The following is a 25025-nucleotide window of genomic DNA, read 5'->3' as shown; positions in this document are numbered from 1 at the left end:
CAGTCGGGTTGGGAGCGCAGCGTCGCATCTGGATCGACGCGGCATTCGATACGCCGACCCGCTCCTCCTTTGGCAACCGGGGGATCCGGCGTTTTGAATTCCTCTCGGAATTGGCATACTCACTAGCGACATTCTTGGGTTGCAGGGCAATACGACGCGGACCGAAGAATCACGGTGTCGCGGTGTTCAGCAAATTTTCGTGAATCGGGGAAACCGCATCCGGCGGTGCGCAACGGCCAATGGTAGGCGAAGGGTATTGAGGTGGATCAACTCCAGCATGCGACCGAGGCGCTGCGTAAGTCGCTGGTCCAGGTTGAGCGCCTGAAGCGCACTAACCGTGCGTTGCTAGAGCGATCCAACGAACCGATCGCAATTGTCGGTATGTCCTGTCGCTTCCCGGGTGGCGTCGACAGCCCGGAGGCGCTGTGGGAAATGGTGGCCGACGGCCGCGACGTGATTTCGGGGTTCCCAACCGATCGTGGCTGGGATCTGGCCGGGCTGTTCGACGCCGATCCCGACGTGCGCCACAAGACGTACACCCGCGCCGGCGGCTTCGTTGACAACGTCGCGGACTTCGACCCCGCGTTCTTCGGCATCGCGCCCACGGAGGCGCTCGCCATGGACCCCCAGCAGCGGATGTTGTTGGAGCTGTCCTGGGAGGCACTGGAGCGGGCAGGCATCGATCCCACCGGGTTGCGGGGCAGCGCCACCGGGGTGTTCGCTGGGCTGATCGTTCAGGGCTACGGCATGTTGGCCGAGGAGATCGAGGGATATCGCCTGACCGGCATGACGACGAGTGTTGCGTCGGGGCGAGTGTCGTATGTGTTGGGGCTGGAGGGCCCGGCGGTGTCGGTGGACACGGCGTGTTCGTCGTCGTTGGTGACATTGCACATGGCGGTGCAGTCGCTGCGATCCGGTGAGTGCGACCTGGCCCTGGCCGGCGGTGCCACCGTCAACGCGACGCCGACGATTTTCATCGAATTCAGCAGGCATCGCGGCCTGGCACCGGACGGGCGGTGCAAGCCGTACGCCGGGGCGGCCGACGGGGTCGGCTGGTCCGAGGGCGGCGGGATGCTGGTGGTGGAGCGTTTGTCGGATGCGCAGCGGTTGGGGCATCCGGTGTTGGCCGTGGTGCGGGGTTCGGCGGTCAATCAGGATGGGGCTTCCAACGGGTTGACCGCTCCCAATGGACCGTCGCAACAACGAGTAATGCGCGCGGCGCTGGCCAATGCCGGGCTGTCACCGGCCGAAGTCGACGCGGTCGAGGGCCACGGCACCGGCACCACCTTGGGCGATCCCATCGAGGCCCAGGCATTGTTGGCAACCTACGGGCAGGATCGCAGCGAGCCGCTCTGGTTGGGGTCGATCAAGTCCAACATGGGCCACACCCAGACGGCCGCCGGAGTGGCCGGGGTGATCAAGATGGTGCAGGCGATGCGCCACGAGATGCTGCCGGCGACGCTGCACGTCGATCAGCCCAGCCCGCACGTGGATTGGTCGGCGGGTTCGGTGTCGTTGTTGACCGAGGCGCGGCCCTGGCCGGCGAATCGCGCACGCCGCGCGGGGATTTCGTCGTTCGGGATCAGCGGCACCAACGTACACGTGGTCGTCGAATCCGCCCCGGCACCGCCACCGCGCGAGACGAGTCCCCGGCCTGCCATGGTGCCGTGGGTGATTTCGGCGAAATCGGCGACGGCGTTGCGGGCGCAAGCCCAGCGTTTGGCGGCTCATGTGCGGAACCACAGCGACCTTGATGTTGCCGACGTGGGGTGGTCGTTGGCGGGCCGGGCGGTGTTGAAGCATCGTGCGGTGGTGGTCGGTGCCGATCGGGATCGGTTGCTGGCCGGGCTCGATGAATTGGCCGGTGACGATCTGGTCGGCTCGGTCATCCGCGGTACCGCCACACCAGCCGGCAAGACCGTCTTCGTGTTCCCCGGGCAAGGCTCGCAATGGCTGGGTATGGCCATTGAATTGCTAGATACCGCACCGGTTTTCGCTCAGCATATCGAGTCATGCGCTCAGGCATTCGCAGGATTGGTCGACTGGTCGCTGACCGACGTCCTACGGGGGGAGCCCGGCGCCCCGCGTGTAGATCGCGTCGATGTGGTGCAGCCGGTGTTGTTCGCGGTCATGGTGTCGCTGGCCGAGCTGTGGAAGTCGGTCGGTGTGCGTCCCGACGCCGTGATCGGTCACTCGCAGGGTGAGATCGCCGCCGCCTACGTTGCAGGCGCCCTGTCATTGCGGGACGCCGCGAAGGTGGTGACGCTGCGCAGCAAGTTGTTGCGCTCCTTGGCCGCTCCGGGCGGCATGGTGTCGATCGCATGCGGCGTCGACCGGGTGCGGGAGCTGTTGGCGGCCTACGGAAATCGGCTTGGCATCGCCGCCGTCAACGGCCGCTCGGCGGTCGTGGTGTCGGGTGAGGTCGCCGCGCTGGAGGAACTCATCGCCTTTTGCGCCGATCTGGACCTGCGCGCCCGGCGGGTCGATGTCGACTATGCCTCGCACTCGATCGAGGTCGAGGCGATACAACGTGAGCTCGTCGAAGGACTGGCCGACATCGCGCCGCAGTCCTCACGTACCGTGTTCTTCTCGACCGTGACCGGAAATCGTTTGGACACAGCAGGTTTGGATCCGCGTTACTGGTATCGCAACATTCGTCAGACTGTGCAGTTCGACCAGGCCGTGCGCAGCGCCTGCGACCAGGGGTATCGCACGTTCATCGAATCCAGTCCGCATCCGGCGTTGATAGCCGGGATCGAGGACACTGCCAGCGATTGCGCCAAAGGCAGCGACGGGAGTGAGGTCGCGCCCATTGTCGTACCCACGCTGGGCCGCGATGACGGCGGTCTTGACAGGTTCCTGACTTCGGCCGCCACCGCGTTCGTCGCAGGTGTGGGAGTGGACTGGCGCGCATTGCTGGACGGTGCCGGATTCGTCGATCTCCCGACGTACGCCTTTGAGCGGCACCGCTTCTGGCTGTCCGAAGCCGTAGTGGTCGATGCCGCCAGTTTGGGACAGGTGACCAGCGACCACCCCTTGTTAGGCGCGGTGGTCGATATGCCGGCATCGGGCGCGTTGGCCATGACGGGCCGACTATCGCCTAGCACCCAAAGCTGGCTGCGCGATCACGCGGTGTCGGGTATGGCGATCTTCCCGGGCGCGGGCCTGGTGGAGTTGGCGATTCGCGCGGGTGACGAGGTCGGCTGTCCAGTGGTGGATGAGTTGACGTTGCAGGCGCCGTTGTTGCTGCCGGATTCGGGATCGGTTGCGGTGCAAGTGGTCGTGGGCGCCGCGAACGAATCGGGTCAGCGTGATGTCTCGGTGTACTCACGGGCGGACGCCGGCTCCGCTTGGGTCTGCCATGCCGACGGCACACTGAGCTCCGAGCCAGTTGATCCCGCGGCAGATCTGTCGGTGTGGCCGCCGGCGGGCTCGGTCGCGGTGGACGCGGCCGACGGATACGAACGGCTCGCCGCGCGCGGGTACGGTTATGGGCCGGCATTCCAGGGATTGACCGCGGCCTGGGTCCGCGGTGACGAGGTTTTCGCCGAAGTGACCCTGCCGGACGCGGCCGGCGGCGCCGGCGGCTTCGGGATTCACCCGGCGCTTTTGGACGCCGCGATGCATGCCCTGGTGGTGGTGGCACATGACTCGGACGTGTCGCAGCTGGCGGTGCCGTTCTCGTGGCAAGGTGTGTCGTTGCACGCCGCGGGCGCTTCGGCAGTGCGGGTGCGGATTGCCCCCGCGGGTGATTCCGCCCTCGCGATCGAGCTTGCCGATGGGCTGGGATTGCCGGTGCTGTCGGTGCGCGCGATGATGGTACGCCCGGTGAGCGAGGAACAGCTGCGGACCTCAGTAATGTCCCGCGCTGGCCACGGCGCCGACCGCCTCTTCGAGTTGGCCTGGATACGGGTATCCGGCGGTTCCGCGGCCGCACCCGATTCGCCTTACGAGGTGTTCGAATCCGTTGTGGGCGTGAGTGATCCGGTAGCGGACAGTTATGAGCGCACACGCCTTGCGCTGGTGGCCGTGCAGTCGTGGTTGACCGAGCGCGACTCCGGTGTGTTGGTGGTCGCGACCAGGGGCGCGATGGGGCTGGCCCGAGAGGGTGCCACGGATCTGGCGGGTGCGGCGGTGTGGGGGCTGGTGCGGTCGGCGCAGACCGAGCATCCAGGCCGCATCGTGCTGGTGGATTCCGATGTGCCGCTTGACGATAGTGCGATCGCGACCGTGCTGGCTACGGGCGAGCCGCAGGCCTTGGTGAGGGGCGAAACCGTGTACGCCCCCCGGGTGCGGGGTAGCCGCGCTGTCGACGGCATCATGACGCCTCCGGCGGACGGGCCGTGGCGGCTTGGCATCGGCAGCGCTGGCACGTTTGAGAACCTGCGGTTGGAGCCGGTTCCCAATGCGGACGCTCCACTGGAGCCTGGTCAAGTTCGGGTGGCCCTGCGTGCTGTCGCGGCGAACTTCCGCGATGTCATGGTCGCGCTCGGCATGTTCACCCATGATGCGCTGCTCGGTGGCGAGGGTTCCGGGTTGGTGGTCGAGGTCGGGCCGGGAGTTACGGAGTTCTCGGTGGGTGACTCGGTGTACGGGTTCTTCCCCGAGGGCAGCGGAACCTTGGTTGCGGCCGATGTGCGTCTGCTGGTGCCGAAGCCCGCGGACTGGTCCTACACCGAAGCCGCCGCCATTTCAGTCGTTTTCGCCACCGCCTATATGGCGTTCGTGGACCTGGCCCAGGTCAAGCCCGGCCAGCGGGTGCTGGTGCACGCCGCCGCGGGTGGGGTCGGGATGGCTGCGGTACAGCTGGGCAGGCATTTGGGGCTGGAGGTGTTCGCCACCGCCAGTCGCGGTAAGTGGGACACGTTGCGGGCCATGGGTTTCGACGACGACCATATCTCGGATTCGCGCAGCCTGGAGTTCGAGGAGAAGTTCCGAGCAGTCACCGGCGGTGCGGGCATGGATGTCGTTCTGGACTCGCTAGCCGGCGAATTCGTCGATGCCTCACTGCGGTTGGTTGCTCCCGATGGTGTGTTCCTGGAGATGGGCAAGACCGACATCCGCGACCCAGGTCTGGTCGCACGGGACTACCCGGGCGTGCGCTACCGCGCGTTCGACCTTTTCGAGCCGGGACGGCCCCGGATGCAGCAGTACATGCTGGCTCTCGCCGCGATGTTTGACGCCGGTGTCCTGCATCCGTTGCCGGTCACCACCTTCGACATGCGGCGGGCACCCGCTGCGCTGCGGTACCTGAGCCAGGCGCGTCACACCGGCAAGGTCGTGATGACCCTGCCGGGCGGCCCAGGCGGGCTCGCCTCTGGCACCGTGCTGATCACCGGAGGGACCGGCATGGCAGGGTCGGTGCTGGCCCGACACCTAGTGGCGCATCATGGCGTTCGGAGCCTGGTCTTGGTCAGCCGCCGCGGCCCGGACGCGCCGGGCTGCGACGAATTGGTTGCTGCGCTGGATGCCGCCGGTGCCCGGGTGCGTGTGGTCGCTTGTGATGCATCGGACCGTTCGGCACTGGCCCGGGTGATCGCTAATATGCCGCCGGAATGGCCACTGTCGGGTGTCGTGCACGCCGCCGGCGTGCTGGACGACGCAGTGGTGACGTCGCTGACCCCAGAGCGTGTGGACGCGGTGCTGCGAGCCAAGGTCGATGCGGCGTGGAACTTGCACGAGTTGACGCGTGATCTGGATCTGTCTGCGTTCGTGTTGTTCTCCTCGATGGCCGGGTTGGTGGGGTCGTCCGGGCAGGGCAATTACGGGGCGGCCAACTCGTTCCTCGACGCGTTGGCGGCGCACCGACGTGCGTACGGCCTGCCGGCCGTTTCGCTGGGCTGGGGGTTGTGGGAGCAGGCCAGCACCATGACTGGCGGACTGGGAAGCGCCGAGCTGGCGCGGCTGAGCCGCGACGGTATCCTCGCGCTCTCGTCGGGCGAGGCGATGGAACTGTTCGACGCCGCGCTGATCATCGACGAGCCGTTCATCGCGCCCGCCCGCATCGACCTGACCGCGCTGCGTGCGCACGCGGGCGCGGTTCCCCCGATGTTCGCCGAGCTGCTCAACGCGCCGACGCGGCGCCGTGTCGACGACTCGCTGGCTGCCGCGAAGTCTAAATCAGCTCTGGCGCAGCGCCTGCACGGTCTCCCCGAAGCCGAGCAGCATGCTGTGCTGCTCGATCTGGTGCGCTCGCATATCGCGACCGTGCTCGGTAACACCAGTGCAGAAGCGATCGGCCCGGACAAGGCCTTCCAGGAGTTGGGTTTCGACTCGCTGACCGCGGTCGAGATGCGCAACCGACTTAAAACCGCTACGGGACTGGCGCTTTCGCCCACGCTCATCTTCGACTATCCGACGCCCAATGCTCTGACCTCCTACATCCGCACCGAGCTTGCCGGCATGCCGCAGGAGGTCGCTCACACCCCGACCGTTCGGGTCACCGGTGACGATCCGATCGTGATCGTCGGCATGTCGTGTCGTTTCCCGGGCGGAGTGAATAACCCGGACGACCTGTGGGACATGCTGATCGAAGGTCGAGACCTGGTGTCGGAATTCCCGCGCGATCGCGGCTGGAACCTCGCCGATCTCTACAACCCGGATCCCGATGTCCCGGGCACCTGCGTCACCCAGGCCGGTGGCTTCGTCGACGGTGTCGCGGGCTTCGATCCGGCGTTCTTCGGGGTGTCACCCAGCGAGGCGCTGGCGATGGACCCCCAGCAACGCATGTTCCTCGAGCTTTCGTGGGAAGCGTTGGAAAGAGCGGGAATTGAGCCCGGCAGGCTGAGGGGCAGCGCCACCGGGGTGTTCGCCGGGGTCTACGCCCAGGCCTACGGCATGGGCTCATCGGATGCGGTCGAGGGCTTCCGGCTGACCGGGCAGTCGGCGAGTGTCGCCTCGGGTCGGGTTTCTTATGTGTTGGGGCTGGAGGGCCCAGCGGTGTCGGTGGATACGGCGTGTTCGTCGTCGCTGGTGGCGTTGCACATGGCGGTGCAGTCGCTGGGTTCGGGGGAGTGTGATCTGGCGCTGGTCGGCGGTGTCACGGTTAATGCCACGCCAGACATCTTTGTGGAGTTCAGCCGGATGCGTGGGTTGTCTCCGGATGGTCGGTGCAAGGCGTATGCGGGTGCGGCTGATGGCACCGGGTTTGCTGAGGGTGGCGGCATGCTCGTGGTGGAGCGGCTCTCCGACGCGCAGCGGTTGGGGCATCCGGTGTTGGCGGTGGTGCGGGGTTCGGCGGTCAATCAGGACGGGGCGTCCAACGGGTTGACCGCACCCAACGGCCCGTCGCAGCAGCGCGTACTGCGGGCCGCGCTGGCCAATGCGGGATTGAGCGCGGCCGAGGTGGATGTCGTTGAGGGCCATGGCACCGGCACGATGTTGGGTGACCCGATCGAGGCCCAGGCGTTATTGGCCATCTATGGGCAAGGCCGCGGTGAGCCGTTGTGGTTGGGGTCGATCAAGTCGAATATGGGTCACACGCAGGCCGCTGCGGGTGTGGCCGGGGTGATCAAGATGGTGCAGGCGATGCGCCATGAGATGTTGCCGGCGACGTTGCATGTCAATGAGCCCAGCCCGCATGTGGATTGGACGGCGGGGTCGGTGTCGCTGCTCACTGAGGCGCGACCGTGGCCGACGGATCATCCACGCCGCGCGGGCATCTCGTCGTTCGGGATCAGCGGCACCAATGCACATGTGATCGTTGAATCCGCGCCGCCTGCGCCTCCGGTGGAGGCCGTGCCGGGCCCCAGGCAGCCGGTGCTGCCATGGGTGGTGTCGGCGAAATCGGCGACGGCGTTGCGGGCGCAAGCCCAGCGTTTGGCGGCTCATGTGCGGAACCACAGCGACCTTGATGTTGCCGACGTGGGGTGGTCGTTGGCGGGCCGGTCGGTGTTCGAGCACCGTGCGGTGGTGGTCGGTGCCGATCGGGATCGGTTGCTGGCCGGGCTCGATGAATTGGCCGGTGAGGATCTGGCCGGCTCGGTCATCCGCGCTACGGCCACGGCAAGGGGCAAGACTGTCTTCGTCTTTCCCGGCCAAGGCTCTCAGCTGCTCGGCATGGGGCGTGAGCTACACGCCGGATACCCGGCCTTCGCCGAAGCGTTTGACGCTGTGGTGGCCGAACTGGATCGTCATCTGCTGCGCCCCTTGTGCGAGGTGATGTGGGGCGACGAGCAGGACTTGCTGAACAGCACCGAATTCGCTCAGCCCGCGTTGTTCGCGGTGGAGGTGGCGTTGTTCCGGCTGCTCGAGTCCTGGGGGGTGCGGCCCGATTTCGTGATGGGCCACTCGATCGGCGAGTTGTCGGCCGCGCACGTCGCCGGCGTCCTGCCGCTGGAGAACGCCGCGGTGCTGGTGGCCGCGCGGGGCCGTTTCATGCAGGCGCTGCCGGCGGGCGGCGGGATGGTCGCGGTTGCGGCCACCGAATCCGAGGTGCGACCGCTGCTGGGCCCCGATGCCGGCATCGCCGCCATCAACGGGCCCGACTCGGTGGTGATTTCGGGTGCCGAAGCCTCGGTGACCGCCATTGCGGACCGGCTCCGCGCCGACGGCCGCCGCGTGCATCGACTCGCCGTCTCGCACGCTTTCCACTCCCCGTTGATGGACCCGATGATCGACGAATTCGCAACCGTCGCAGGGGGCTTTGCCACCGCGAGGCCCACCATCCCGATCATTTCTAACGTGACCGGCCAGCTGGCCGATGACGACTTCGCGTCGGCACCCTACTGGAAGCGTCACATCCGCGAGGCGGTGCGATTCGCCGACAGCATCCGCTTCGCGCACTCCGTCGGCGCGACCCACTTCCTCGAAGTCGGGCCCAGCGGCGGCCTGACCGCAGCGATCGAAGAATCGCTGCCCGACGCGCTCGTCGTGACCACGTCACTGATTCATAGGGATCGCTCCGAGCCCGAGATGCTGGCCAACGGGGTCGCGCAACAGTTTGTCGCCGGCATGGACGTGGACTGGCGCGGGGCGATCGGAGCAGCGAATTTCGTCGAATTGCCCACCTATGCCTTTGACCGGCGGCGGTTTTGGCTGTCCGGTGGCGGTGGGTCCACCGACGCCGCCGGTCTGGGGCAGGCCGCCGGTGAGCATGCGTTGCTGGGCGCAGTGGTCGAACTGCCGGCCTCGGGCGGGGTGGTGCTGACCGGACGATTGTCGCCCGCCGTGCAGGGCTGGTTGAACGATCACGCCGTGGGCGGAGTCGTGTTGTTACCCGCTGCGGGATTCGTGGAGTTGGCGATCCGTGCCGGCGACGAGGTGGGCTGCGGAGTCGTCGACGAGCTGAATCTGGCCGCGCCGCTGGTGTTGCCGGCCGGTGGGTCGGTCGCCGTTCAGGTGGTGGTCGGTGGTCCCGACGAGTCTGGCACTCGGACGGTATCGGTGTTTTCGCGGGCCGATGCGAGTTCGTCCTGGCTCTTGCATGCCGAGGGTGTGCTGACCGCGGGGTCGGTGCAGCCCAGCGCGGACCTGTCGGCGTGGCCGCCGGTAGGTGCGGCCGCGATCGACGTCGGCGACGCGTACGAGCGGCTAGCCCAGCGTGGCTACGGCTACGGGCCCGCATTCCGCGGCTTGACCTCGATGTGGCGCCGTGGCGACGAAGTGTTCGCGGAGGTGGCTCTGCCGGCGGATGCCGGGGTGTCGGCGGCCGGATTCGGGATCAACCCAGTCTTGCTGGACGCAGCATTGCACGCAGTGGTGCTGGCGTCGGAAGACGGCGAAATTGCCGAGGGTTCGGTGTTGGTGCCGTTCTCCTGGCAGCGCGTGTCGTTGCACGCCGCGGGCGCGACCGCGGTGCGGGCGCGAATCCTGCGGCTGGGTCCGACGTCGATGTCGATCGAACTTGCCGACGGCCTGGGGCTGCCGGTGCTGACGGTCTCGTCGATGGTGGCGCGCCCGGTCAGCGACCAGCAACTGCTCGCCGCGGCTTCAAACTCGGCACCGGACCGGCTCTTCGAGGTCGTCTGGTCTGCGCAGCCGTCACGCGACGTACAGCCCGTATCGGTATTCGACTGGGACACAGCAGTGTCGGATACCCTTGAAGTTGAGCCCACCGCGTATCGATTTGAATCGGCGCCGGTGGTGGGTGATTTTTTGGGACACGTGTACGGGGCCACCCGTGCGGCATTGGCTGTGCTGCAAACCTGTCTGTCCCGCGAGCGGTCGGCGACGCTGGTGATGGCGACCCGGGGAGCGGTGGCGTTGGCAGGGGAGGACGTCACCGATCTGGCGGGCGCGGCGGTGTGGGGTTTGGTCCGAGCCGCGCAGACCGAGCATCCCGGCCGAGTGGTACTTGTTGATTGTGATGCGCCGCTGGATGATTCGGCGGTGGCAGCCGTTTTGGCGGTGGGCGAGCCGCAGGTGGTGCTTCGCGGCGGAACGGTCTACACCGCGCGTGTCCACGGCAGCCCCACGGTCGGGGCTCTACTGGTGCCGCCCGCTGATGGCCCGTGGCGCCTGGCGATGGGCACTCACGGCACGTTCGACGATGTTCGGCTGGAGCCGATCCCCGACGCCGACGCACCGTTGCCGCCCGGGGGGGTTCGTGTCGCGTTGTCGGCCATAGCCGCCAACTTCCGCGACGTCATGATCGCGCTGGGCCTCTATCCCGATCCCGATGCGGTGATGGGCGTCGAAGCATCCGGCGTCGTGGTCGAGACCGCCACGGAAGATGGACGTTTCGCGGTGGGAGACCGAGTCATGGGGCTGTTCCCCCAGGGCACCGGAACGATCGCGGTGACCGATCAGCGGCTGCTGGTAAAGGTGCCGGCGGGCTGGTCGCACACCGCCGCGGCCACCGTCTCGGTCGTTTTCGCCACCGCCTACTTCGCGCTGACGGATCTGGCCGCCGTCAGGCCGGGGCAACGCATACTCGTGCATTCCGCCGCGGGTGGAGTGGGGATGGCTGCGGTGCAATTGGGCCGGCATCTGGGTTTGGAGGTGTTCGCAACGGCCAGCAAGGGCAAGTGGGACACGTTGCGGTCCATGGGTTTTGACGAGGATCATATCTCGGATTCGCGTAGCCTCGATTTCGAGGACAAGTTCCGCGCGGTCACCGCTGGGCGCGGTTTTGATGTGGTGCTCGACTCGCTGGCTGGTGAGTTCGTGGACGCGTCCTTAAGACTGGTGGCGCCGGGCGGGACTTTCCTGGAGATGGGCAAGACCGACATCCGCGATCCAGGGGCGATTGCCGACGAGTATCCCGGGGTGCGCTACCGCGCCTTCGACCTCTTCGAAGCGGGTCCGGAGCGGCTTCAGCAGATGCTCGATGAATTGGTCGCGTTATTCGGCGACGCCGTACTACGACCGTTGCCGGTCACCAGGTTTGACGTGCGGCGCGCGCCCGCCGCGCTGCGCTATCTGAGCCAGGCGCGCCACGTCGGCAAGGTCGTAATGGATATGCCCGACGCCTGGACCGCCGGCACGGTGCTGATCACCGGTGGTACCGGCATGGCGGGGTCGGCGCTGGCACGGCACGTGGTGTCGCGGCACGGAGCGCGCAACCTGGTGTTGGTCAGCCGGCGTGGGCCCGAGGCGCCGGGGGCATCGGAGTTGGTGGCCGAGTTGAGCGTCTCGGGGGCCAAGGTGCAGGTGGTGGCCTGTGACGTCGCTGATCGTGCGGCGCTGGCCAAGGTAATCGCCGATATCCCGCCGCAGTATCCGCTGTCGGGGGTCATTCATGCTGCCGGGGTGCTTGACGACGCGCTCGTGACTTCCCTGACACCCGAGCGGATGGGTGTGGTGATGCGCGCCAAGGTGGACGCGGCATGGAACCTGCACGAGTTGACCCGCGACCTGGATGTGTCGGCGTTCGTGATGTTCTCGTCGATGGCCGGGTTGGTAGGTTCCACTGGGCAGGGCAATTACGGGGCGGCCAACTCCTTCTTGGACGGACTCGCCGTGCACCGGCGGGCCCATGGCCTGCCCGCGATCTCGTTGGGCTGGGGCCTGTGGGAGCAGGCCAGCGCCATGACCGGAAGATTGGCGACGGTCGGCTTCGCCCGCTTCGCCCGTGACGGGGTGCTGGCGATGTCGTCGGACGAGGCGCTGCAGTTGTTCGATACCGCACTCATCGTCGACGAACCGTTCGTAATGCCGGCCCACATCGACCTCGCGGCACTGCAGGCTAAGTTCGACGGAGGCACATTGCCGCCGATGTTCGTTGAACTGATCAACGCGCCGACCCGGCGTCAAGTCGACGACTCGCTGGCGGCGGCGCGATCGAAATCTGCTCTGCTGCAACGCCTCGAAGGCCTGCCCGAGGACGAGCAACAGGCGCTACTCTTGGACCTGGTGCGTTCCAGCATCGCTACCGTGCTGGGAAGCGCCACCCCCGAGTCGATCGATCCCGACCAGGCGTTCCAGGAACTGGGCTTCGACTCGTTGACGGCAGTCGAAATGCGCAACCGCCTCAAAACCGCAACCGGACTAGCGCTTTCGCCGACGCTGATCTTCGACTACCCCAATGCCACCGCACTGGCGGGTTACATCCAACGCGAACTCGCCGGCATGTCCGAGCCGGTCGCTGCGGCCGCGGTACCTGGAGAAGCCGAAATCCAGCGTGTGGTGGGCTCGATCCCGGTCAAGCGTCTGCGCCAGGCGGGTGTGCTGGAGCTGTTACTGGCGTTGGCGAACGAGGCCGGCGACAGCGGTGTTGACGGGCAGCCGGTAGCCGGCGAGCTCCCCGCCGGGAAGGACATCGCGGACATGGACCTCGATGACTTGGTCAACGCCGCGTTGCTGAACGACGACGAGTAGCCATGAGTCCCAGCGACGACGCAAAGTGCCGAGATGAGATCAGTAAGGGAAGTCGTTGAGAATAGCGGTCACCGGGGCGAGCGGGGTACTCGGTCGTGGGCTTGCCGCCCGGTTGGTCAGCCAGGGCCACCAGGTCGTCGGGCTTGCCCGCCACCGGCCCGAAAGCTGGCCGGGTGCAGTTGAATTCGTTTCAGGTGACATTCGGGACGCGGCGACCGTCGAGCGCTGCGTGGCTGCCGCGGACGTCGTCGCACACTGCGCGTGGGTGAAGAACCCCGGGCCCGAGCGGAGCATCAGCGACCAGGTCAACATCGGCGGCACCCGCAATGTCCTGGCGGCGATGGCCAAGAATGGTTCCGGCCGCATCGTCTTCCCGTCGTCGGCGCACGTCTACGGCTGGGGTGAGGCTGCACACGCCGAGCCGGACCCCCCGGCCCCGGTGTCTGCTGGCGGCGTGCAGCAGGCCCGCGTCGAAGAGATGTTGGCGGCCGCCGACATCGACTCGGTCGCGATTCGGTCCGCCCTCGTGGTCGGTCGCGGCGTCGACAACTCGGTGCGACGGCTGCTCGCGCTGCCGTTGTTTCCCGAGGGCTGTGTCGATAGCCCCCTGCAGGTCGTGCACATCGATGATGCGCTGCGGTTGTTGACACGGGCGGTCTTGGCCGACGGGACATCAAGTGGCACAGTCAATCTTGCTGCACCGGGTGCTTCGACGTTTCGTCGGATCGCCGCGGCGCTCGGCCGTCCGATCGTGCCGCTGGGCGACTCGATCGCCGCGCGGCTGCGGCGACGCCTGATTTCGTTCTCCGAGCTGGAGTTGGTCCAACACGCCCCGCTGGTGGACACCTCGCGGCTGAGCGAGTTGTGGGGATTCGAACCGACATGGAACGCCGACGAATGCATCGAGGACTTGGCACTGGGCATGCGAGGCCGGGTAACGGTGGGCAAGCGTGTCATCTCCCTGCCGTGGCGGCTGGCAACCATCCTCGACGCGCCCGCCATCGACGCTCCCGCCGACGACGGCGTGCCAGCCAGGCTGGTCGGTCCGGAGGGGCTCAACGGCGAATTCGACACTCCGGTCGACCCTCGTTTCCCGACGTTCCTGGCCACCAACCTGTCCGAGGCGCTCCCCGGACCGTTTTCGCCGTCTTCGGCGTCGGTTACCGTTCGCGGCCTCCGAACCGCCGGTGTGGGCGTGGCTCAGCGGTTGCGGCCAGGGGGGCTGATCCAACGCGAAATCGCGATGCGCATGGTGGCAGTATTCGCCCACCGGCTTTACGGGGCGATCACGACGGCGCATTTCATGGCTGAAACGATGCCGTTCGTCAAGCCCGCGACGGTGGTCAGCAAGAGCGGATTCTTCGGACCTAGCATGGCTTCCCTCCCGATCTTCGGTGACGAGTGTCCAGCGTCGGAAAGGCGTTGGGCGCAAAGGCAACTGCGTACTGTGCGCAATATCGGAGTAGTCGGTGTCAATCAAATCGGCCTAAGCGCCGGTTCGCTGCGAGACACCAAAGATTTCGTCGCCGACGTCGACCGGCTGGAAAGTCTTGCGGGCGACGACCTCAGCCGCCTTGATAGCAGCCGGCTCCTCAGCCTGATCCTGTTGGCACGCGATCACGTTGTGCACGGCTGGATCCTGGCCTCGGGGTCGTTCATGCTGTGCGCCGCGTTCAACCTTGTGTTGCGTGGCTTGTGCGGGCGAGATACCGCACCGCTGGCCGGCCCGGAGTTGGTCAGTGCCAGATCGGTGCAGGCGGTGCAGCGACTGGTGGTTGCGGCACAATGTGACCCTGACGTGCTACGTCTGCTGGCCGAACCGGGTGAGCGCTGCGCCAAGCTGGCCAACGCCGCCCCGGAGTTCTACGCCGCGGTGCTCACCGAGCTGGCCCTGATCGGGCACCGCGGCCCGGCCGAGCTTGAAATGCTGTCGACCAGCTACGCCGATGATCCGGAGTTGCTAATTCGGATCGTGACCCGGGCGATCAGTGCACCCCCGGCGCCGCAGTCGCGGCAGCCGCGAATCCCGTTGCGGGCCAAGCCCGTGGCGTCGTTGTTCGTGCGGCAGTTGCGTGACCGTGAGGTGCGCCGCGACAAGATGGTGCGTGCCAATTGGGTATTGCGCGGACTGCTGCGGGAGTACGGGCGTCGGTTGACCGATGCCGGCGTCTTCGAGAACGCCAACGATGTGTTCTATCTACTGGTTGACGAGCTCCAGGAAATTGGAGCCCTCCCGCCGGACGTGCCCGCGCTGGTGGCCCGCCGCCGGGCCGAGCAGCGCAAGCTTTCCGCCGTCTTCCCGCCGGCTGTCTTCAGCGGAAGCTGGCAGCCCTCGATCACGTCGCCGGAGTTACTGGGCAACGGAGGGGTGCTGCACGGTCTCGGTGTCTGCGGGGGACGGGTGCGCGGCCGGGTGCGGATCGTGCGGCCCGAGACCATCGACGACCTGGAACCCGGAGAAATACTCGTCGCCGAGGTCACCGACGTCGGCTACACCGCCGCGTTCTGCTACGCCGCGGCCGTGGTGACCGAGTTAGGCGGACCGATGTCGCATGCGGCTGTGGTCGCCCGCGAGTTCGGCTTCCCGTGTGTGGTCGACGTCCAGGGGGCCACCCGGTTGTTGCGGTCCGGAGCCCTTGTCGAGGTCGACGGCACAACGGGCGAAATTCATTTGCTCGAACCTGGCTTTGAGGATTGCCCGCCGCAGCCGGCGTGCGGTCGCATCCAGGTGTCCGACAATGACGGGTGAGCCCTAGGTGCCAGAGTGAGCGTGTGGGCTGCGGCCTGCATCGAATTCGAATCGAAGGCTCGCCCAACCATAGCGCGTTCACCAGTGTCATTCGTCAGACAGCCGCCCGGCTTGGCACCTCCGGTGACGCGTGCGCGGGCAGCCCCGGTGGTGGCCGAACCTGGATCAGCGGGCGGACGGCCTTGATATCCGCCATCAAGCTGCAGCGGAGCGGCACGGTATTCTGTGCGCGTGTCTGGTACCCCATTCCCGGTTTTGCTGCGTAAGCGTGCCAGCCTGCAGCCCGACGACGTGGCATACACGTTTATCGACTACGAGAAGGACTGGGCCGGCGCCGCCGAAAGCGTCACCTGGCCGCAGCTGTATCGGCGAGTGCGAAACGTCGCGCGCGAGCTCAGGCTTGTTGCCGCACCCGGTGACCGGGCTGTGATATTGGCGCCCCAGGGGCTCGACTACGTCCTTGCCTTCCTGGGCGCGTTGGAAGCCGGGATCATCGCGGTCCCCCTTTCGCTGCCGATGGGCGGGGTTGCCGACGAGCGCATTGATTCGGTGCTGCGCGACGCGTCTCCCACCGTCGTGCTGACCACTTCATCTGCCGTGGCCGACGTCACCAGGTACGTCGCGCGGCCGCCCGGAGAGCCCCCCCTGTCGATCATCGAGATCGATCTGCTCGACTTGGATGCTCCGGCTCGATTCGACACGGGCGAACACAACTACCAAAGCACTGCGTATTTGCAGTACACGTCTGGATCGACCCGTCAGCCGGCCGGAGTGATGGTGTCCTATTCCAACCTTCAGGACAACTACAAGCTGACGATGGCCGGCTGCTTTCCGCGAAGCGGAGGCGTTGAGCCGCCCGACCACACCATTGTGACGTGGGCGCCCTTCTTTCATGACCTGGGATTGGTGATGGGCGTGTGTACACCGGTGCTTTCGGGATGCCGTTCGGTGCTCACTAGCCCGGGTGCCTTCCTGGAGCGCCCGGCCCGGTGGATGCAATTGCTGGCCTCCTACCCCTGCACCTCGACGGGAGCGCCCAACTTCGCCTTGGACCTTGCGGCCCGCAGAACAACCGACGAGGACATGGCCGGGCTCGACCTCGCCAACGTGATAGCCATCATGCCCGGCGCCGAGCGGGTTCGTCCCGAAACCCTCAAGCGCTTCACGGAGCGGTTCGCCCCCTTCAATCTTTCTGAAACGGTGGTCCGGTCCACCTACGGGCTCGCTGAGGCGACGTTGTACGTGTCGACCAGCGCCGAGGGGCAGCCACCGGAGATCGGCCACTTCGAGTCCGAGCAACTCTCGGCCGGCCAGGCAAAGCGATGTGAAAGCGGTACCGGCACAACCCTTGTCGGATATCCGGCACTGCAAGGCCCCATGGTGCGGATAGTCGATCCCGAGGCCCGCACCGAGTGCGCCCAGGGAACGACCGGCGAGATATGGGTACACGGCGGCAACGTCACCGCCGGCTATTGGCAGAAGCCTGAAGAGACCGAGCGCACCTTCGGCGGTGTGCTGGTCGAGCCGTCGGCCGGCACACCCGAAGGGCCTTGGCTCAGGACCGGGGATCTGGGCTTCATCTCCCAGGGAGCGCTGTTCGTCGTCGGCCGCCTCAAGGATCTTCTGATCGTCTACGGGCGCAACCACGCTCCCGACGACATCGAGGCGACTATCCAGGAGATCAGCAGAGGTCGGGTCGCGGCGATCGCCGTTCCGGACGACGGCGTGGATCAGCTTGTCGTCGTGATGGAGGTTAAGAAGCGGGGCGATTCCGACGAAGAGGCCATGCGCAAGTTCGCCGTGATCAAGCGCGAAGTCGCCTCGGCAATCTCTACCGCGCACAACTTGCGGGTCGCGGATCTGGTTCTGGTGGACCCCGGTTCGATTCCGATCACCACTAGCGGCAAGATCAGGCGATCGGCTTGTGTGGGGCGATACCAGCGAAACGAGTTCGCCCGCTTGGACGCTTAGCTTCTGGCGGAAATCCTCGATGTCCTGTCCTGTCCTGTCCGGTCAGGCCTGCAGCGGTGGACATCGCACTGCTTGCACGCGTCGGACGGAGTGGCCCCGGGGCGGTGAAAGACAGTGGTGCGGGACTGGTCAAGTCTTTTCGAGAGCAGGCAGGAAGACATGAGGACTTCGCGAACGCTCGGGGTCTATTGGTCGCGGTGGACCGTGCCGCGCCAGTCCACGGGGAGGGCATCTAGAGCGTCTTCGAGGCACCCCCAAATCGATTCAAGGGTAGGCGTATCCGGTGCGGTGGCGGCAACTCTGTTCTCGACAGAGTAGTTCGGTTCGTGCGGCGCATCACTGAACGGGGCAAGCGCGTTGATCGCGTCCATGACGCGGCGGCGACGGTTGGCGTAGGTCCATGCGGTCAGCTCTTCGGTAGTGATCGGACGACCGAAGATATAGTCTTGCGCCGCATGCCGATACGGCACTTCCAGCTTGCGATCCACGGGTTCTTCAGGTAGTCCTCCTGCGAAGTACATCGGCACAATTGGCATGGACATGTTGATCGCCATATCCAGCAGCGTGGAGGTGAGGCGCTCGACCCGCTGACCGGAGCGGACGTGTCGAGTTCCGTCGGCATGCACCATGGTCGACGTCCCGTGGGCAGCGACGTCGCTCTTGATTTTTTCGATCAGGCTGAGGAACTGCTGCGGATTTCGCTGATCGAAGTAGCGGATATTGTTTCGCTCGGTGTCGGCCACGCCGCCGACAATTCGCAAAAGCTGGCCAATCCAACGACTTTCATGCTTGGCGTGGGCGATGGTCGTGACCTTTGTGTCCGTTAGCCACGACGCGATCGAGGTACCCAAGAGCGACTCGATCTGCACTTGATGGTTGCCCAGCAACAGTACCGGGCGTCCACGAATCGCTGCCATCGCAGCTGGATCTGTGACGATCACGTGCCTCACATAGCGCGACAGCAGGGCCCAGTGGAGAAGATCTGCGAACCCACCCGGTGGTATGCCCAGCCTGTCGGTCGACCAGCTGCGTACTGGTTGCCAGTCCGTCACCAACGACGCATTCGCGCGACATGCGCCGTTGTGCGGTTTCTCTATGTCGACGCAGACCCGCTCCAGCGGCAGCGCCGGACAGCTGACCTGCCCGTCGAGAACCCGCACCTGCGATGGGTGGATCGCGTTGTGGGCGGCGTCTGCGACGGCTTCTTTGACCGCGATGTCGACGATCAACGAATCCCCTTGGCTAGCGGTGTGATACACCGCTTGCAGGGTGCCTTTGAGCCAGTTCACCGTTGCCACCCGGGCGGAATCGAGCGTGACCACCCCGGGGCCTAATCGATCGCTCAACGACAGGGCGGGAACCGCACGCCGCTCGGCCAAATAAGCGCGTCGCTCGAGGCCGCTGACACGGGCGAAAGGCCCCTTGGGCAGCAGGATCTCGACGACTCGGAGGTTCGCCCAGGGCCTGCCGGCTACGCCTAGCCACAGATCGACGACGGGCAGGCGGCCGTCGGCGTCGTCGAAACCGACGAATCGAGCTTCCACCTCCACCGTTCCCGTCACGGGGGCGTCGTGATAGAACCGAGCCCACTCCACCCGAAGTGGATATGCGACCGCCGGGTCCGTGGCTTGCGGATACGACCATACGTCTGAACTGTTTGTGGTCCAGAGACTCATCGCGGAGTGCGGGACAATGTGCAGGGCGCCGTCGAGCACTCCGGGCTGCAGCTGGCCCACCGGAACCTTGCACCGCTCGACGGCGAGCGTCCCGGCCGAGCCGTTGCGGCCTATCCGCGCGCCGTCCATCAGGGTCGCGAACGCGGCCCCGTGGAACACCGCGCCGTCGTACGGGGCGGGGAGGGGCACCGCGTCGGCCAACGGAGCAGGAGTTGCCGGTCCGCCCAGATACTGCTCCGCAGTGATGATTACGGCCTGTGCGTGCGTCTCCCAGCGTGACAACTCGGGTCTGCTCGCGTCTCGCCATACTTCCAAGCGGCCCCGAAAGTGCCCGTTTTCGGTCGGTTCGACGATCACCCGGAGTTGCTTCGGTGCGTCGATGACGATCCAGCGAACATCTCGCAAGTCGGCGATCTCGACCACCTTGGCGCCTCCGGAGGCGCGGACGGCTGCCTGTGCGAACAGGTCTAGCACCGACATCATCGGCAACGAAGGGATCGCATACGTCGGGCAGTGATCGGCGATCCACGTGTCCCGCGCGGGATCGATGGTCATCTCGAGGGTTTCCGACCTCACCGGTGGGGCATCGAAGGCGGCGTAGGAGGATCCTGCGTTCGGTGTGCCACCCGCTATGCGCATGCCGAGATTGGTCGCGCTGTAGATGCGTTTGCCGTCAACCCATAAGGAGGCCTCAGCCACCGCCAGGATGCCGTCGTCCCCTCGGGCGATGCGGGTGATTTCCACCTGTGACGTGATCTGCGTGTTGGTGGGCACGACTTGACCGCGATACCGCCAGGTGATCGCACTGTGCAGCGCCACCGGTTCGAAGCGCGCCGACGGACCCGCCTCGTTACCCAGCCCCAGATCGAGCATCGCGAACTGCAGGAGCTGCAGCAGCATCTCGACACCGAGGGATCCCGGTTGCACCGGGTCTTGGTAGAAGTGCGCCTTGAAGAACCACTCCGCGGGATCGACGTCTTTTACCGCGCGCCATCGACCGAGCCCGGCGTTACCATCGGCCGGCCAGCGGCCCGTCACTCGGTCGATCATCAACAGCATCGGGTCGGCCAGCCGGGCACCCGGGCCGAAGAAGTGCTCCGGGAGGGTGTGCAGGTCGACGACTTCCGCCTCGCAGGGAAGGTCTAACAAGGAACGCTGCTCTTCTGTTGCCGGCAAACCGATTTGGTGCTGTAGCGCTTCGTGGGGGAAGTAGCCGAACACCGTGTTGAAGGTGTAAACGGGTCCCTCGTCCGCCCGGATTTCACCATCGAAGGACACGATGATGGTTCCGCCCGCCTGGGCCACATTCGTCAGCGAGACCTTGGTTCGCAATGTCCCGGTCGAGGGCGTGATCTCACGGTGCTGAGTCCCTGTCCCGTCGAGGTTGCGGAAACAGAGATCCACATCGTGGTCCAGTGCACAGCCGACATAGGTGGCCAGCCACCCGCAGGGTTGAAGGGCGACCTCCATCAGGACTGCGTTGGGCATCGTGGGTGTCCCGTTGGCAGCGAAATACCAAGCTTCACGAGGAATGTCGTACTCCACCAAGGCTTGTGCACCGGACTTCTTCACGCCGATCTCTCCGACAACGTCGGTCACCCGGGACATGAAGTGGTAGGGCGGAGCCGGCAGCCGCGCCACCCTTCGGTGCGAATCAAATTTCTCGTAGAGCGGACCGAACGCCATGGAGGGCTTCGCGATGGCGCTCGCGAGCATCGACTTGTAGTCGAACCTGAAGCCATCGACTTCGGCGACCGGCTTGGGTTCGACGTATCCTGCGAGCTCCTTGGTGCCCTGATCCATCGGCCAGCCCGGTGAGAGTTTGAGTCCCATACGGACGCAGTGGAAAGCCGGCAGGCCGTCGACCGTGCAGAGCAGATCCGCGAACAGCGTGGGCTCGGGTCCGGCGAGGACTTCCCGCACGAACACCTCGTAGACGAGCTCGCGCGATTGCGGGGTGACTTGTCCGCGACAGCGCAATTTATAGGTCTCGAAGGGCACTGGTTCGAAGCGCCAGCCGTCACATTCCAAGGTCATGCCCAGGGCCGTCATGTATAGCGCCATGGTCTGCATAGTCGCTTCGTACATGAGGGTTCCGGGCATGCATGGGTCGTTCTTGAAATGGCCTTTGAAGAACCAGCTTTCAGGCGTTACCTGCGCTGTGGCCCGTAGATAACCACGGCCCCACGGGCCGCCGGAGAAGTCCAGTTGGGTCACCTCGTCGACGAACAGCATGTCGCCGCCTGAGATGCGCGGCGTGCGGGTGTGGCTGGCTCCGCGTTCGAAGCCGCTACCTAACGTCTGCCAGACCTGGCCTGCCGCCAACGCCTCAAGATCGGCGCGACTCAATGAGGTGCGCGAAGTCCGGGACGGCGTTGCTTCCATTGGGCCGCTGACGGTCTCATGTTCCGGCCGCCAGAGGATCCCGCCTGAGGCTGCCAACTCCTTGTCGGAGAAGAACCCGGCCTGCCCGTTACGTACCGACATCCGCTCGACACCGTCGATGGTGCAGTCGTAGTGAAAGAAGAACAGCCGGATGTCGCCTTGGCGGGCGTGGCCGTCCACGTGGATATCGAACCGCAGGGTGTCGCCGACCTCCGGCAGGCCACCCAGATAGGTCACCTCGCAGCCCAGCAGCCGATACACGCGCTCGCTCTTGTTGGCGAAGTCCGCGCCCATCCATGAGATGAGCATGAGGTCGGCTTGCCCGGCCTCGATCATGATGCCGGCCGGCATCCGAGCCTGATGGAGCCACCATGCGTCGGCAGTGACATCGGTTTCGGTCCACAGCGTTCCGGTGCCGATCGTTGCCGGCTCTGCGTCTATGCCGAGCAGGCGATCTGCCAGCAGCAGCGGCGGTTCCGGCATCCGCACCTGCCGAAGGTAGTGGTCTTGCACCGTGAATGCCGGACCATAAATGTCGGAGATGTTTCCCGACGCGTGCACCAGCAGCCCGGCCTTGTCCAACGTGAGACCCACCGGCGTGCGCTTGATTGTCGGTTCCGGCAGGTCTTTGTCGACTGGCCGGGAAGGCTGGATCGCCCTGCAAGCTCCGTGAGGAGGTACGTACCGACCCGCAACGGCGCTAGGCTGCGTACCCGCCTGCAGCGTGAAAGTACTACTGGCAGAGTCGTTCTGGGCGCCTCCCCGAGTCGCGGCATCGCTGGCCGTTTGAGGCTCGACGGGATACGCAATCGAGAGTGGTTCAGGCGGGGTCTGTGCAGTCAGGGCTGTGCCCAGTGAAATCCGCGCCAACGCCTCCGTGACTTTAGGCAGAACCGGTGGAACGGGGAGGCGTGACGCCATCGGCGGCTCCAGTCGAATGCCCAAGTGTGCTGCCGCGTCGCCTGGGACTGCCTTCGGCGCTGGGTCGTCGCTGAAGGATGCCCTGGCGGCCGCAATGTGTTTCGGTAGTAGCACATCTGGCAGATGGGCCGGGAATTGTCGGCGTGTGGACTTCCCTGCCTCCGGTTGAGCGGCGACGGGAAGAGGGCCGCCGAGTGCGTCGGGGCCGCGGTGTTCGGCCGCGGCCGGCACGAGCACGCTGCGCTGCTCCTGACCACCCAGCGCGTTGAGCGCGACAACGACGGCCCGCGTTTCCGCTGCCCAGGGTCTGCCATCAGGGCGTACGCCAAGAACGCCATAGAGTGCGCCGGCGGCCACGTGCAGCAGCCCGGATGCGGCATGGGGGTGGCCGAGAAGGGGCGAGAGGTTGAACGCGCCCGGCGCTGACCCTATGTGTAAGTACTCACCGACCGGATTCTGTTCAGGGGGCAGGGCGGCAAGTATCGTGTCGCCATCACGGCGCGCGTCCTCGGAGCGCTTGAGCACCAATACGACGGCGGCGTCACCGGGTGTTTGCTGTTCCGGTCCCAGCAACGCGTGTGCCGCGGCTTCGTGGACTGGTTCACAGCTGAGGTCCACCGCACCGACCACAGCCGCGTCGATTTCCCCTCGTCGTAGTGCACGTGCGGCCAGCTCCAGAGCTGTGCTGCCGGAAAGCTCTTCTCTGGACACGGTGAAACTCGCTCCGCGGAGGTCGAATTGGCTGTTCAATCGGTTGGCCACGATGTTGGGCATGGCGCCGACGACACCGGCGGCGGTCAACCCTCGCACCACGCCGTCTCGGGCGCTCGCCAGCTTTTCGGCGTCGTCGATGTCATCGGCCAACCGCCAACGCACTCCGAATCGTGTTACCTCGGCGTCGCAACCCATACCCACGATGACGCCGGTGGTGTCCGACGGGAGCCGGTTGATTAGGTCACCGATGTCGAGAGCGGCGCCCAGAAGGGCGAGCTGCTGAGGCTGCGTCTGTGCGAGATCAACTGGGGGAAAACGTGTTTCAGTGATGTCAAGACGAATCTCGGTCATCCGGGCTCGGCGAATGCCGCTGCCGTCGTCGCTGGGAATCGGTTGGCATGTCCTCAGATGGTCAGCGACCGAAGCGGTCTCATGTCCGCCCACCCGGAGTGCGAGTCCGACGATGGCGATGTCGTCGTCGGCCGGGCAATCGTCTACCGGAAACCTCGGCGCGTAGTGCGCATCGGCCGGCTCGGTCCATTCCTCGAGAATCAGGTGGGCGTTATTGCCGCCGAAGCCGAAGTTGTTGATCGCGGCGCGCCGTGGCCCACTGCATTCCCAGGGCTCGGACTCGGTGAGCAGACGGAACGGGGAGTCGGCGATGAACGGCAGTGGATCTTCGACGTGAAGTGTCGGGGGGCGGACACCCGCCCGCATCGCCGCGAGCACCTTGATAGCTGCCGCGGCGCCGGAGGCCGTGATGGAATGCCCCAGATTGGATTTCAGCGAGCCGATGGGTATGTCCGCGGTCCCGGCGAAGATGCGGGCCATGCTCATCAATTCGATCAGGTCGCCGCGCGAGGTCCCAGTGGCATGACACTCGACGAGTGAAATATTTTGCGGCGCAATGTCAGCCATTTCGTACGCGCGGGTCATCGCGCGTTGTTGGCCGTCTTGGGAAGGTACCAGCAGACCGTGTCCGCGGCCGTCGTTGCTGAGCCCTACCGCCCGGATGACGCCGAGGATGGCGTTGTCGTCGGCGATCGCGTCGTCCAGCCTCCTCAGGACCAGAAACGCCGCACCCTCGGCGGGTACCAGTCCGTCGGCGCTGCGGTGGAAGGGTCGCGACCTGCCGGTACGACTCAATGCCTGCAGCGCGCTGAAGCCAACGTGCAGGAGTAGGTCGCTCGCCCCGTTGACGCCGCCGGCCATCATCACATCCGCCGCGCGGTCGTGCAGTCGATCGCATGCCAACTTGATGGCGTACAGCGATGAGGCGCATGCCGCGTCGAGAGCGGAGGCGCCCGCCGTCAGACCAAGTGCATTGGATATGAGATGCGCCGGCAGCCCAGACATGAAGCGGTTTCGCCAATCGATCCCGTCGTCGCAGCCACGCCAGACCATTTCAGCCAGATCGGTCATCGATTTCGTCGGGTAGCTCAAGTTACCCAGGACGACACCCGCGGCACCCGGGACCTCACCGGGGGACCAGCCGGCGCGCTCCAGTGCTTGCCGAGCCGCCTCGACGGCCCACAGGTACAGCGGATCCAGGCCCTGGAAGTGGTCGGCGTCGAGCAGGAAACGGCCGGGGTCAAAGATCTCGTCAAAGCCGCGTACGTGTCCGCCGCGATCCGACCATGCGTGGTCGAGGAAAGGGGCGTTCGGGTCTGCTCGGATGATGCGCGCCGTCGATACGCCCCAGTGGCCCGGCGGCGGTGAGCCCAGGACGTCCCGTCCCTCGTGCACCGTCGCCCATAACTCGTCAGGGTTCAGGCCGCCGGGAAGCACGCAGCCTTCACCGACAATCGCGATGGGTTCAAACTTCATGGCGGCTCTGCGGCATCGTTGGA

The 25025-nt window shown here is 66.0% G+C and carries 4 protein-coding genes; 3 read left to right on the top strand and 1 reads right to left on the bottom strand.

Annotated elements, in window-relative coordinates; all coding sequences use genetic code 11:
- Window positions 1–255 precede the first annotated feature (255 nt).
- The 3 genes from H0P51_RS16760 (at window position 256) to H0P51_RS16750 (ending at window position 17479) form a co-directional block, all read left to right on the top strand.
- Window positions 256–12759 carry a type I polyketide synthase gene (locus H0P51_RS16760; protein ID WP_180919025.1) on the top strand — a complete coding sequence of 4168 codons (12504 nt, stop codon included), beginning with the start codon at window positions 256–258 and terminating at the stop codon, window positions 12757–12759.
- A 55-nt stretch (window positions 12760–12814) separates the two neighbouring features.
- The gene (locus H0P51_RS16755) at window positions 12815–15508 is read left to right on the top strand and encodes an NAD-dependent epimerase/dehydratase family protein (RefSeq protein WP_180913914.1); all 2694 of its coding nucleotides are present in this window, start codon (window positions 12815–12817) and stop codon (window positions 15506–15508) included.
- Between the two features lie 231 nt (window positions 15509–15739).
- Complete coding sequence (locus H0P51_RS16750; protein WP_180913913.1) at window positions 15740–17479, top strand: AMP-binding protein; 1740 nt, start codon at window positions 15740–15742, stop codon at window positions 17477–17479.
- 185 nt (window positions 17480–17664) lie between these two features.
- Here the strand turns inward: H0P51_RS16750 and H0P51_RS16745 are convergent, their stop codons facing one another.
- Complete coding sequence (locus tag H0P51_RS16745; RefSeq protein ID WP_180913912.1) at window positions 17665–25002, bottom strand: beta-ketoacyl synthase N-terminal-like domain-containing protein; 7338 nt, start codon at window positions 25000–25002, stop codon at window positions 17665–17667.
- Window positions 25003–25025: the final 23 nt, after the last annotated feature.

It is taken from the genome of Mycobacterium vicinigordonae, from assembly GCF_013466425.1.
Lineage (GTDB): Bacteria > Actinomycetota > Actinomycetes > Mycobacteriales > Mycobacteriaceae > Mycobacterium > Mycobacterium vicinigordonae.
Note: the sequence above shows the minus strand (reverse complement) of the source record. Positions and strands in the feature narration are given on the sequence as shown.

Bases quoted from the DNA above. Each gene is read 5' to 3' on its own strand.
- H0P51_RS16745 (WP_180913912.1), bottom strand. From the start codon at position 25,002: ATGAAGTTTGAACCCATCGCGATTGTCGGTGAAGGCTGCGTGCTTCCC.